9 protein-coding genes are annotated in these 12,876 nt (G+C 63.5%); 5 read left to right on the forward strand and 4 right to left on the reverse strand.

Annotated features, from left to right (window positions below; all coding sequences use genetic code 11):
• Positions 1-10: 10 nt before the first annotated feature.
• The 3 genes from EGJ68_RS09175 to mnmC are packed head-to-tail and all read right to left on the reverse strand — an operon-like array spanning position 11 to position 5,804.
• Positions 11-2,965, reverse strand: a complete 2,955-nt coding sequence (locus tag EGJ68_RS09175; protein ID WP_123034267.1) for an insulinase family protein — start codon at positions 2,963-2,965, stop codon at positions 11-13.
• A gap of 35 nt (positions 2,966-3,000) precedes the next feature.
• Positions 3,001-3,783, reverse strand: coding sequence for a glutaminyl-peptide cyclotransferase (locus EGJ68_RS09180; RefSeq protein ID WP_233248749.1), 783 nt, complete (start codon positions 3,781-3,783; stop codon positions 3,001-3,003).
• Complete coding sequence (gene mnmC / locus EGJ68_RS09185; protein WP_123034268.1) at positions 3,780-5,804, reverse strand: FAD-dependent 5-carboxymethylaminomethyl-2-thiouridine(34) oxidoreductase MnmC; 2,025 nt, start codon at positions 5,802-5,804, stop codon at positions 3,780-3,782. The genes EGJ68_RS09180 and mnmC overlap by 4 nt, the downstream gene beginning before the upstream one ends.
• Positions 5,805-6,045: 241 nt before the next feature.
• On the opposite strand from mnmC, the gene EGJ68_RS09190 reads away from it, so the two are divergent.
• Positions 6,046-6,546, forward strand: a complete 501-nt coding sequence (locus tag EGJ68_RS09190) for a hypothetical protein (protein ID WP_123034269.1) — start codon at positions 6,046-6,048, stop codon at positions 6,544-6,546.
• 2 nt (positions 6,547-6,548) lie between these two features.
• Here EGJ68_RS09190 and EGJ68_RS09195 read toward each other — a convergent pair whose 3' ends face one another.
• Complete coding sequence (locus EGJ68_RS09195) at positions 6,549-7,019, reverse strand: MaoC/PaaZ C-terminal domain-containing protein (RefSeq protein WP_123034270.1); 471 nt, start codon at positions 7,017-7,019, stop codon at positions 6,549-6,551.
• Positions 7,020-7,108: 89 nt separating this feature from the next.
• Between EGJ68_RS09195 and hrpA the strand changes: the two genes are divergently transcribed.
• The 4 genes from hrpA (at position 7,109) to EGJ68_RS09215 (ending at position 12,873) form a co-directional block, all read left to right on the forward strand.
• On the forward strand, positions 7,109-10,870 hold the full coding sequence (hrpA, locus tag EGJ68_RS09200) for an ATP-dependent RNA helicase HrpA (protein WP_123034271.1): 3,762 nt from the start codon (positions 7,109-7,111) through the stop codon (positions 10,868-10,870).
• Positions 10,871-10,998: 128 nt separating this feature from the next.
• The gene (locus EGJ68_RS09205; RefSeq protein ID WP_123034272.1) at positions 10,999-11,292 is read left to right on the forward strand and encodes an HvfA family oxazolone/thioamide-modified RiPP metallophore; all 294 of its coding nucleotides are present in this window, start codon (positions 10,999-11,001) and stop codon (positions 11,290-11,292) included.
• Positions 11,292-12,146: an HvfB family MNIO-type RiPP peptide maturase gene (locus EGJ68_RS09210; protein ID WP_123034838.1), complete on the forward strand. Its 855-nt coding sequence runs from the start codon at positions 11,292-11,294 to the stop codon at positions 12,144-12,146. Before EGJ68_RS09205 ends, EGJ68_RS09210 begins: the two co-directional genes overlap by 1 nt.
• On the forward strand, positions 12,139-12,873 hold the full coding sequence (locus tag EGJ68_RS09215; RefSeq protein ID WP_123034273.1) for an HvfC family RiPP maturation protein: 735 nt from the start codon (positions 12,139-12,141) through the stop codon (positions 12,871-12,873). Before EGJ68_RS09210 ends, EGJ68_RS09215 begins: the two co-directional genes overlap by 8 nt.
• Positions 12,874-12,876 lie beyond the last annotated feature (3 nt).

The following is a 12,876-nucleotide window of genomic DNA, read 5'->3' on the forward strand; positions in this document are numbered from 1 at the left end:
CCAGAGGCCGTTACAGCGTTTCCACCACCAGCTCGAGCTCGGCCAGCGCCGAGCCGAGTATTGCCTGTTGCTTCTGGTTGCTGACCACAGCGGTACTCGCGCGCTCCGGTATCAGGTAGGCAGCACTGACTCGCCGCAAGTCGTCGAGCGTGACCTCCAGAATACCCTGTCTGAACGCCTCCCGCTGTGCGTGACTGCGGCCGAAGAGCGTGTTGTAGAAGTGTTGTCGCGCTTCGCCCGCCGGCGAGGCCGGCTTGTCCAGGCTGCTGATTACGCCAAGAATGGCTTCCTCCAGCGCGCGTGGGTCGTGTTGGGTTTCCAGCAACCAGCGCACTGAATCATCGAAGTCCCGCAGCGTATCGAGGAGTCTCGGGTCGCGGTAGGAATAGAAGCGAAACGCGGCAATACCCGAATCCTGGCCGGCGCCACCACCGTACGCGCCGCCTTGCTCCCGAATCGCGCGGTGCAGATAGCCGTTGCGGAGGAAACCGCCGAGTACAGTCAGTGCAGGTGCATCCGGGTGGCCGATTGCGACCGTGGGGTAGGCGCGGGCGCAAAAGTTGACCTGGGTGTTGGCGACCCAGAATTCACGCCGTGTTTCACTCACTGCAGCGGCACTGAGAACAGGCTGTCCGGCGCTGCCGCCGGGCGCATCACGCCATTGCTGCAAGGCCTCGCTGCACACCGCCGAGATGGCGTGTTCGTCGGCAATGGCGAGCAATTGACGGGGCATGGCATTAACGGCGGAGTGGATACCCTGCAAGCCGTTGCGCAAGGCTTCGATTGCCTCGGGTTGCTGCAGGCGGTCGTCCAGCGCTTTCAATTGCCGAATGCCCTCGAGTCCGCCCAACCGGTGATTGATTTGCGCCAGACCACTCATGCCGGCGCAGGCCGCGGCCATCGCAAGCGCATGACCGCTTCCGGTGACCGACTGTTCGCGCCGCGCCCTGGACTGGCTGACCAGCTCTTTGAGACGGGCACCTTCATCGAAACGCACATGTTCCAGGGTGTCACGCATCAGTGTGATCTGGGCGCCGCTATTGCGTGCCAGAGCCCGCGATGACAGCGAAAAGAACCCTTGCAGCTGTTGCGCGTCATCTACTGCGCTGCGCAGCGATGTGCTGGCACTGATGCTGCCTACGCTCGCGGCCTGACGGTGCTGTACCTCCAGGTAGCTGTCGTCGCCGAGCCCTACCTCGGTCAGCATTCGCGCGTACAGGGGAAGCAGCGAAATGGCCTCGCTATCGAGGGCGGGCAGCGGTGCCACGAGGTGCTGGTAGACCAGCCCGTTCGTTCCCTGGGTATAACTGGTGAGGCGCAGCGGGCCCTGCGTGTGCTCTGTGCACTCGAGTTCCGGCAGTCGCTCCGGCACGTCAGCCAGCGTCACACAGGGCAGCACACCCGGGTCATCGCTGTGTTTCTGGCGCTTCTCCAATTGCTCTGCCAGTTCGATAATCGCCTGCTTCTGGGCGTCATTCATGCTCGCCTTGAGTGCTGCCAGCCGTTCAGCCTCGGCTTCCAGCCTGCGTTGCGAGAGCTGCGTATCCGGCGTCATGACCAGTGTGACGCGGTGGGGGTTGTCGAGTAACAGACGTCGCGCCAGCTGGCGAATGTAGTCAGGGTCGCCGATTTTTACGCGTAAATTGTCCAGTACCGGGTCGAGGTCCAGCACGGCCACCGGGTCGGCATAGTGGGTGGCGGGTCCAAGCGCTTGCAGAATCAACTGCAGGCCATAGGGGTAGCCGCCGCCTGTGACTTCGCGTTGATGCAGCTCAAGCTGGTGGAGCACGGCCTCCAGTTGCGCCTGCGGTACACCGTCCCGTGCCACGCGCTCGATCACCTCGAGCACCAGCGCTTCCACGGCATCCCGCGATGACGCCTCGCTGCCTTCGATGCCGCAGCTGAACACCATTTCGCGCTGTGAATCTTCCAGTCCGCAGAGCGGCGAGGGCGCCTGCCCGAGGTCGGTTGTCTCCAGCGCGTGCATGAGAGGAGAGGCACTGTTGTCCAGCAGTACGCTGGAGAGCAGTTGTGCTTCCAGTTGCTGTTGCAGGTCCGTGCTTTCTCCGAGCAGCCAGCCGATGACGATATGCGTTTTAGCGCTTGTATCGCCGGAGTCATCCAGCGCGTAGCTTTCTGCCACCCGCTTCGGCTCGCGCAGGCGCTGCTCGCGGGGCACGGCAATGTGCTCTTCAAGACGCTGGAAACGTTGCAGGGCGCGGGCTTCGAAGACCGCTTGGTGCTCGTGTGCGGGAATGTCGCCAAAGGTCATGAAAATGGCGTTGCTGGGGTGGTAATGGCTCTGGTAGAAGTCCTTCAGTTGTGCATAACTGAGGTCCGGAATGTGTTCCGGGTCGCCGCCGCTGTTGTAGTGGTAAGTCACGGAAGGAAACAGGTGCGCGCACAGGGTTTGCCAGAGTGTGCTGGAAACGGAGCTCATCGCGCCCTTCATTTCATTGAAGACCACACCCTTGAATACCAGGTCGCTGGCTGGGTTGCCGGGCTCTGCGAAGTCTACCCGATGACCTTCCTGGGCGAAGTCCAGCGGGTCCAGGCGGGAGAAGAACACCGCGTCCAGATACACGTCGAGCAGGTTGTCGAAGTCCTTGCGGTTCTGGCTGGCGAAGGGGTAGGCGGTCCAGTCGCTACTGGTAAACGCGTTCATGAACGTATTGAGGGAACGGCGCAGCATCATGAAGAACGGGTCGCGCACAGGGTAGCGCTCGCTACCGCACAGGGCGGTATGCTCCAGAATATGCGCCACGCCGGTAGAGTCCGTCGGCACCGTGCGCAACGCGACCAAAAACACGTTCTCGCTGTTGTTCGAGGCCAGGTGGTAGTGCATCGCCCCCGTGGCAGTGTGCTCGTATTGTTCAACCCGCAGCTGCAGCGACTCGATCTCGTGGCTGCGCAAAAGCTGGAATGCGGCGTGGCTCTGCGCCCCGCCGGGAATCATCTGGTTCATACCTGTCCTGTCGTAAAGCAAGTGTAGGCGCTATTCTAGCGCGAAACAGACCCGGCTGCGGTGGCGGGACGCACTTCGATACGGTACATCCAGGGCCAGTTTTTGCCGGTTACCCAAATGCCACCGTCCTCGGGGTTCACGGCGATGCCGTTGAGCACGTCAGTAGACGGCTCGCGCTCGGGTAATGGCAGCAGGCCCTGAAGGTCGATACTGCCGGTGACGTCACCGCTTGCCGGGTCGATGATCACGATGCGGTCTTCCTGCCAGACGTTCGCCCAGACGGCGCCGTCGATCCACTCCAGCTCATTCAGGCGCGCCACCGGCATGCCGTCTTCGAGTACCGCGACCGTGCGCTGTCGCTGTGCGGTGTCAGGATCGAGAAAATACAGACGGTGGCTGCCATCACTGTAGATCAGCTGGCTGCCATTGTGGGTCAGGCCCCAGCCTTGGCCCGGTATCGACAGCGCGACGACGGGTTGCAGGTCGGCTCGGCGGTAGACGAGTAGCCTGCGCGCCCTCCAGGTCAGCTGGTAGATGTGTTCTCCCAACACAGTAATACCCTCGCCAAACAGGCGTGGGGGCAGACGCTGCTCGGCCAGCAGTTCGCCATCCGTGAAACGGTACTGCAGCAACCGTGACTGTCCGTAGCCACCGGTCCCCACATACAGCATGCCGTCAATGATCTGCAGGCCTTGCACGAAATGGCTGCGCGACTGGGGCTTCTTTTCCATAATCTTGAAGGTGTAGCGTTCGGTAGCGGATGCGGTGAGCGCGACAAGCGCGAGCAGCGCGCTGCAGATCAAGTGACAAGCTTTCAAATCCGGTTTCTCCCCAGGTCGCGTAGTAGAAAGCGCGCCGGCGCCAGGGCGCGCAGTATTTCCGGTTCGACCGGCAGCGACTCGCCACACAGCTGACTGGCCAGCAGTTCCGCCGCCAGTGGTGTGGATGTGAGTCCACGGGAACCGTGCCCCGTATTGAGGTAGAGGCCTTCAATGTAGGCCCCCTCCGCCGCAATAGCGCGGCGCGCGTTGTCACGCAACCCCGCGAAGCGTTGCAAAAACATCGCCCGGTCGGGCGCGGGCCCCACCAACGGCAGATAGTCCGGACTGGCGCAGCGCCATTGGGTGCGCCCGGGCAGAGCGCGATCCTCCAGTGCCGCCAGTGGCTTGGCAAGTGTCGGCAATGCGGTGCGCAACTGCGCGAGATTGTAAGCCTGGTCTGCCGCGCGCAGGTCAGGGTCGGTGTCACCGGGCCCGAAGGTGGCGCCGATGCAGTGTTCTCCACCGCGGGCAGGGGCAATGTAACCCCGGTGACAGAGTGCCGCGCGCATGGGCGCCAGCTCAGGCAGTGCGGGCAGTTGCGTGGTCTGGCCGCGTATCGCACGCAGTGGCAGCCAGTCCAGCCCGTCGAGCGCGCTGCAGGCTGTGCCCGCGGCGACCACTACGGTGGGGGCTGCCGCCACTGATTCGCCGGCTGCATTCAACGCCTGCCAGTGGCGGCCGTTGTGCTGCAACCGCAGCGCTCCGCAGTGCTCTCTCAGCACGATGCCGGGCTGTTGCAGCAGGGCGCGGCAAACAGCGGGTGGCGACAGCCAGCCGGACTGCGGATACCAGTAGCCAGCGCTGGTCTGGTGAATACCGATGAGCTGCGACGCGCGTTCGGCGTCCGCGACCTGGGCAAGCTCCGGTACGGCATGCAACAAGGGCCGCATCCGCTCCAGCTCGTCGCTGTTGGTGACCTGGTGAAAGCTGCCACACAGCGCGCCGTCCTCGCCCTCGTGCAGTGCGCCGCTGGCAAACGCGGCGGCGTATTGGCGTACCGCGAAGTCGAAACTGCAGAGGGCGAAGTCAGTCAGGGCCGAATGACGGTGTGAAAGCCGCGTGTACATGACCCCCTGGGCGTTGCCCGATGCCGCCTGGGCCGGCTCTCCGCGTTCCAGTACGGTGACATCGAGGCCACGCCGCGCCAACGCTGCCGCAGTGTGGCAACCGGCCAGACCCGCCCCCAGTACCAGCACCTGGTCAGGTGGTGTGCGGCTGTGCCACGGCAGGTCCCAGCGTGGCGCGCCGGCGGCAGCGTTGCGGTGGCCCTGACGCGCCTGCTCACGGCGCAGCTTTTTCCCGGTGGTGGTCGAGTGCTGCCCGTGGCGTACAGCAAGTCCCGTCGCCACGCTACCTGCAAGGGGGCGACCTGCCGGCGCTGGCATGGCGAAGGTGGCACCGGGGCGGCTGAGTGCCGCGATCTGTGGCCACAGGCTTTCGAACCCTGAGTGCTCGCTGCCGTAAGTATCATCGGCACAAAGTTGCCAATCGTCCACGAGTGCCGTATTGCCCTGGCCGAGATCCGCGAGCACCTCATCCACCGTGCCCCACCACAGGTCCAGCGTGACCGCATCCGAGTCGAAAATTGCCCGGTGCACGCCGGGCAGGGGCAGTGGGTAGTGCCTGCGCAGTGTTGCGCCGAGTTCCGCCAGGTGCGGCCAGCCTTCAAGGCTCGCGTCCAGGTCCCTGCCTGCAAGTGGCAGCCGGTCAATGGCAATGTAATGCAAGCGCTGTGCGCCAGTCGCCGGGTGCTCGCGTGTCCGCCAGCGCTGCCAGGTAAGGAGAAAGTCGAGTCCACTGCCAAAACCGGTGGCGGCTATCGTGAAGACGCGCGCGCTGTGCGCGTGCCAGCGTTTCTCGAGCTGCGTGCCAGAGAGCGCCGTGTGCTCCGGCTGCGCGGGTAAACTGCCCTGTGCAACCGATTCGCTGGCAGTCCCGGTGCCTGACGGAACAACAGCGCCCCCGCTGGGAACGTGGCGCGCTGGGAGCGATGCCCAGGGTTGGTTGTCACGCCGCATGCCGGTACGCGGTTGCGGCTTGCAGCCTGACGGTGTGATTGTGATGTGGCGGGTAGGTGTTGCTCATGGCCCGTTCTCTGGTGCTGTTGCGCGAGGCCGCAAGCGTAGCAGACAAACAGGGCCCGTGGGGCGCCGACAGTGGGCCACACAGGCCAAAAGCCAGTCGGGCTCTCGAGGGCCGGCGACTGGCGTTTATGACGGTCACACAGTAGACTTGCGCGCTTGCTTGAGAGGGTAGCTCATGGCTCAAAATCCGAACAAATCGATCCCCCGCGACCAGTTCCTGACCATCGCGGTCAATCTCTTGTACAAGGCATTCCTGGAGAATCGCCGCACGGAAGCGAAGAACGTGTTCCGCGACATGGCCACAGGCCGCACAGTGCACCTGACGAACGTGGTCATGGAGGACAAGTCGCAGGTGCGGTTCGATGTGGCACTGGACCACAGTGAATACCGCGGCAAACTCAATTTTGGCGCCTTTCGCGCCAGCCTGGCGATGCTCGTCGCGCAGTTGAGCGACGCACTGCGAGCGGGCAAGGACATCAAGGTGTTCTCCGAGCAGAACAACCCGGACAATGTCGTGTTCGGCCTCAGCGCCGCGACCGAGGACGAGGGCGAAGTCAACGTCATGGTGCTGGGCGCAGACTCCAATGCGGCGCGGGGTTCGATCGAGTTGCGCTTGCAATACCTCGATCCGGCGCAATTCGCCGCGGAGGCGCAAGCGACACCCGCCGGCGGCTGAGCTCATCCCGCAGGGATAGCGTCGCGCTCTACGTTGACGGTTTCCCGCTCTGCCGGCGCAATGACGTCGGCGCTGCCCGTCACGACCTTGCGCCCGGCCTGATTCACCACGATGCAGTCCAGCGTTACGCGTTGACGTCTCGGTTCCAGCGCACTCACCGTTAGTGTCACGGTAAGCGTGTCACCCACGCGCACCGGCTGTCGGAAGCTGAGCGATTGGCCCAGATAGACCGTGCCGGGCCCTGGCAGTTGCATGGCCAGTGTTGCGGAGATCAGCCCTCCGCTGAACATGCCGTGGGCGATGCAGCCACCGAAGGGTGTGCTGGCGGCGTACTCAGGGTCTGTATGCAGGGGGTTGTAATCGCCGGAGGCGTCGGCAAACCGCTGCAGGTCGCCCGGCGTAACCGTGTGGGAGCGCTCCACCTGTTGCCCGATGCTCAGTTCGTCGAAGGTGTGGTTTTGTATGCGAGGCATGTCGGCGTCCTGCAGGATTGTTGAGCGCCTCATGATACCGTAGTGTAGCCGCCCCCTACACAGTCACGTCCAGCGTGCAGGAGATAACGATGTCGGAAGCGGTGGAGCGTGTCATACCGCCCATTTCCTACCCGCCGGAATTGCCGGTGGTACAGGCCCGCGACGATATCGCGCAGGCCATCGCCGATCATCAGGTGATCATTGTTGCCGGCGAGACCGGCTCTGGGAAAACCACGCAGATCCCCAAGATCTGCCTCGATCTGGGGCGCGGGCGCCTGGCGCGTATCGGGCACACACAACCCCGGCGTCTCGCAGCTCGCTCCGTTGCGCAGCGCATATCCGACGAACTGGCTGTGCCGCTCGGGGACACAGTGGGCTACCAGGTGCGATTTACCGACCAGGTTTCGGCGTCGTCCGCGATCAAGCTGATGACCGATGGCATTCTGCTTGCGGAAGTGCGCCACGACCGGCTGCTGCGCCAATACGACACACTGATTATCGACGAGGCGCATGAACGCAGCCTGAATATCGATTTCCTGCTCGGCTATCTCAAGCAGTTGCTGCCGCGTCGGCCGGATCTCAAGGTGATCATCACCTCAGCGACGATCGACGTGGCCACCTTCGCCCGGCATTTCGACGATGCCCCGGTGATTGAAGTGTCGGGCCGCGGGTATCCGGTGGAAACCGTGTATCTGGACCCTGCCGAGGACCGTGACCTCGGCCTTCAGGAACAGGTGACCGGCCTGGTTGCGGATATTGAGCACGGACGGTTTGGTGAGCGGGGGGATGTGCTGGTGTTCCTGCCGGGTGAGCGTGAAATTCGCGAGCTGGCCCGGGCCCTGCGTGAACTGGAGCGAATCGAGGTGCTGCCGCTTTACGCACGGCTGTCCAATGCAGAGCAGAGCCGGGTGTTCGACCTCTCGCGACGGCGCCTGATGCGCGTGGTGCTGGCGACCAATGTGGCGGAAACCTCGCTCACCGTCCCCGGTATTCGTTACGTCATCGACCCGGGTGATGCCCGCATCAGCCGCTACAGCTTCCGCACCAAAGTACAGCGTCTGCCCATCGAACCGGTTTCCCAAGCCAGCGCGAACCAGCGTCAGGGGCGTTGCGGACGGGTTGCTGCCGGTGTCTGCATTCGTCTCTACAGTGAGGCTGACTTTCTCGCCCGTCCTGAATTCACCGACCCGGAGATCCTGCGCACCAACCTGGCCGCCGTTATTCTGCAAATGCTGCAGTTGGGCCTGGGCGAGGTGCAGCATTTCCCGTTCATCAACCCACCGGACCCGCGCATGGTGCGCGATGGCTACAAGCTGTTGCAGGAGCTCGGGGCCGTCAGTGCGCGGGGCAAACTGACAGCGCTCGGCCGGCAGATGGCTAAACTGCCCATCGACCCGCGCCTGGCGCGGATGGTGCTTGCCGGCCAGGACAGGGCCTGCCTGGAGGAAGTTCTGGTGATTGCCGCAGCGCTGGCGATTCAGGACCCCCGCGAGCGCCCGGCGGACAAACAGGCACAGTCGGACCAGATGCACGCCCGGTTCCGCCACGAACGCTCCGACTTCATGGCCTGGCTGAGTTTGTGGCGTTACTACGAGGAGCAGCGGCAGGCGTTGAGCCAGAGTCAGCTGCGCAAGCTCTGCCAGCGGGAGTTTCTGTCCTTTTTGCGCATGCGTGAATGGCGCGACATGCACGCCCAGTTGCGCATGGCCTGCCGCCAGCTTGGGTTGCGCGCATCCGGTGAGTTGCCGGCGTCGGGGGAGGAGCCCTTCGAGTCGGTGCACCGGGCGCTGCTGGCGGGGTTGCTGTCGAATATCGCCCAGCACCAGGAAAACCGCGACTACCTGGGCAGTCGCAACCGCAAGCTGCAGATATTTCCCGGGTCCAACCTGGGGCGCCAGCGTCCCAAGTGGATTGTCGCTGCGGAAGTTGTGGAAACGTCGCGTGTGTTTGCGCGCACAGTCGCGGCCATAGACCCCGCCTGGGTGCTGGAGGCAAACCCGGACCTGCTCAAACGTCATTATTACGAGCCCCGCTGGGAGGCGCGCCAGGGACGCGTCATGGCCTGGGAACGCGTGACGCTCTATGGCTTGACCGTAGCGGACAAGCGCGCCGTGCACTATGGACCCATCAAACCGGTCGAGGCGCGCGAATTGCTGATTCGCGAGGGCCTGATTGCCGGGCGCTTTCCCCGTCACCCCGCATTCCTGAAACACAACCTGCGGGTTGTGCGGGACGTGGAGGGTCTGGAGGCCAAGGCGCGGCGTCGCGACCTGCTGGCAGATGAGCAGGTGTTGTATGCCTTCTACGACGAGCGGCTGCCCGCAGATGTCACCACAGCGGAACGACTGAGGGCGTGGCTGGGTGCGGAAGAGGGTGCCGACAGAGCCCTGCGCATCACCCGTGAGCAGTTGCTGGCCCGGGACCCCGGCGCAGCACTGGGCGAACAATTTCCCGACCGGCTGCTGTGGGGTGATCTGGAGCTGCGTCTGAGCTACCGCTTCGAACCCGGTCAGGAGGCGGACGGTGTTTCGGTCACTCTGCCCGTGGGCCTGCTCAACCGCGTGCCCCGGTTTCGCTTTGAGTGGCTGGTCCCCGGTCTGCTGCGCGACAAATGCATCGCGCTGGTGAAAGGCCTGCCCAAAGAAAAGCGTAAACAACTGGTGCCGGTGCCTGACCGGGTCGATCGCGCTCTCGCGGAGCTGCGGCCCGATGATGAGGCGCTGACCGCCGCGCTGGCGCGGGTGTTGGGCAAACAATCGGGGCTGAAATTGCGCATGGACGATTTTGCGCCACAGGCGCTGGACCCGTTCTACAGTATGAATGTGCGCGTTGTGGACGCCGATGGCCGCATGATTAAACAGGGACGTGATCTCGCCGCGCTGATCGCGGAATTGCGCGAAGATACGCGTGAGACCATTGTTGCTGCACCCTCCGACAGCCCCGCCTGTGAAGGCCTGACCGACTGGCCGGAAAAGGCCTTGCCAGAACAATGGCGCTTTCGTCAGGCCGGCACCGAGATCGTTACCTGGCCCGCGCTGGTGGACAAGGGTGAAACCGTGGCGGTGGCGTTGTGCGACTACCCCGGGCAGGCGCAAGCGGAGCATCGCAAGGGGGTGTTGCGGCTGTTGCGTCTGCAGCATCGGCAGCAGGTGAAGTTTCTGCGCAAGCAATTGCTGCAGGGGAATGAGGCCAGCCTGTTGCTGGCGGCTTCGGGCCAGCCACGCGAGGCTCTGGTGGAAGACATGATCGATGCCGCCTGGGCACAGGTGGCGCAGCTGGATGAGAGCCTGCCACGCGATAGCGAGTCTTTCTCGGCATGTGCCCGGCGCAGCGGACAGGTGGTGGGTATGGCCAACCATCTCGAGGCGACGGTGTTGAATGCACTGCGCCCGCTGGCCGAGGCCCGTGCCGTGCTCGCGCGCTGCAAGGAGCCTGAGGTCGGCGCCGCTCTCGCCGATATCGACGCGCAACTGGCCGCTCTGTGGCAGCCAGGGTTTCAGCGCGATACGCCAGCGGAGTGGTTGGGGCAGTATCCGCGCTATATGAAGGCCCTGAAGCAGCGTGCAGCCACCCTCAAGGGGCAGCTCGCTCGTGACAACGGCCATCGGGAGCGTCTGCAGCAGCTCGGGCAGCCGCTGTGGGAGGCCCTGGAGCGTTTTCCGGGTTTGCTCGCTCTCTGTCCGGCTGCGGCGACTTACCGTTGGATGCTGGAAGAATTTCGTGTCTCCCTGTTTGCCCAGCAGCTGGGTACACGGACGCCGGTATCGGAGAAACGCCTGCAGCAGCAATGGGGGCAGGTGCGTGACTGGCTGGCGCAACATCCCGACAGCGCAAAGCCCACCGCTGTGTGAATTATTACCAAATGGATAAGCGCCGGGGCGAAACTTCGCTGACAATAGCGAGTCACATTAAGCAGGCAGGCCGTTTCGCTGCCTGCACGTGTGTGCAATGACCTGACAACATGAAAAGGACAACAACCATGACAGATTCAAGAAAACCCCTGGCGCTGGCACTGGGTGCGGCGTTCCTTGTGGGCTCAGTAGTTCCAGCCGCTTCAGCCTCTGTAAACCCGTTTGCGGCGCAGGAACTCAGCTCCGGCTACAACCTGGCCAATTTCAACTCGCACGGTGACGGTGACCACGAAGGCAAGTGCGGCGAAGGCAAATGCGGTGAGAAGGATGCCGAAGGCAAATGTGGCGAAGGCAAGTGTGGCGAGAAGGAGACTGAAAAAGACGCCGAGGGCAAATGCGGCGAAGGCAAGTGCGGCGGCTGATGCCCGAGCGCTCTGACGGGCTCGCCGGTGCGGGCCTGGGTTTGCGGCGGGCCCTTCTGGGCCCGCTGCTTTCTGCGGAGAATCCGCAGGTCGATTTTCTGGAGGTCGCTCCGGAGAACTGGATTGGCGTGGGCGGACGACTGGGGCGCCAGTTCCGCGAGCTGGCAGCGCGTCAGCCAATGGTTTTACACGGACTCTCCCTCGACATTGGAGGCCCCGACGCACTGGACACAAATCTGGTCAAAGCAGTGCGGGCCCTCATGCAGGATATCGGCGTTAGCCTGTACACAGAACATTTAACCTATTGTGCCGCTGACGGGCATCTTTACGATCTGCTGCCGATACCCTTCACCGAAGAAGCTGTGACGCACGTGGTCGAGCGCGTACAGCGTGTACAGGATATTATCGGTGAACCGATTGCGCTGGAGAACGCGTCATACTACGCCCAGCCCCACGCCGATATGTCCGAGGCGGAGTTTATCACCCGCGTGGTCCGGCGTGCCGGCTGCGATCTGCTTCTCGACGTAAACAATATTTATGTCAACAGCATCAATCACAGCTATTCACCCTACGAATTCCTGCAGGCCCTGCCTCTCGACCGGGTGCGCTATATTCATGTGGCGGGCCATTATGATGAAGCCCCCGACCTGAAAGTGGATACGCACGGGACCTCCGTAATTGCGCCCGTCTGGTCACTGCTCGCGGAGGCCTACAGTCTGCTCGGGCCGCTGCCAACGCTGCTGGAACGCGATTTCAACCTCCCGCCACTGTCAGAATTGCTGCTGGAAGTGGAGCAGATTCGCCAGCTCCAGCACACGGCGCGTGCGGTCGTGCCTGGGCGAGCGCATGGCTGAATTACGCGCCCAGCAGTTGGCGATGGCGCGCTACCTGCGCGACCCCGCAACGCAACAGCCACCCGCGGGGGTCGAGCGCCGGCGCCTGCAGGTGTATGAAACACTGATCTACAACAATATCGAGGGCTTTATCAGCGGCGGTTTTCCGGTGTTGCGGCGCCTCTATACCGACGCCGCCTGGCATCGGCTGGTGCGCGCGTTCATTGACGGTCATCGCTGCCACACGCCCTATTTCCTTGAGATCAGTCAGGAGTTCGTGCGCTTTCTGCTCGAGCGTTCGTGCCGACACCCGGATGACCCGCCCTTTATCGCTGAGCTCGCGCACTACGAATGGGTGGAGCTGGCGCTCACGGTGGCGGAAGACGATATACCTCCGGAAGCGACGGGCGATCCCATGCGTTCACCGTTGACGCTCTCGCCACTGGCGTGGCCGCTTGCTTATGCTTACCCCGTGCACCAGATCGGTGTGGACTTCCAGCCCACAGAGCCGGGTGATCCGGTCTATCTTGTGGTCTATCGCGACCGCGGGGATACGGTGCAATTCATGGCCCTGAACGCCGCCACGGCGCGCCTGCTGGAACTGGTCCGGGAGCGTGGGCCCGAGCCGGGTGCCGCGTTGCTGCATACGCTGGCGGCGGAACTGTCATTGCCGGCGGACACGGTCAGCGGCTTCGGCGCGGCCCAGCTGGCGGACTTCGTGGCCCGCGGCATTCTTGTTACGCACTGACAG

The organism is Haliea alexandrii (genome assembly GCF_003719295.1).
In the GTDB taxonomy this organism is placed as follows: domain Bacteria; phylum Pseudomonadota; class Gammaproteobacteria; order Pseudomonadales; family Halieaceae; genus Haliea; species Haliea alexandrii.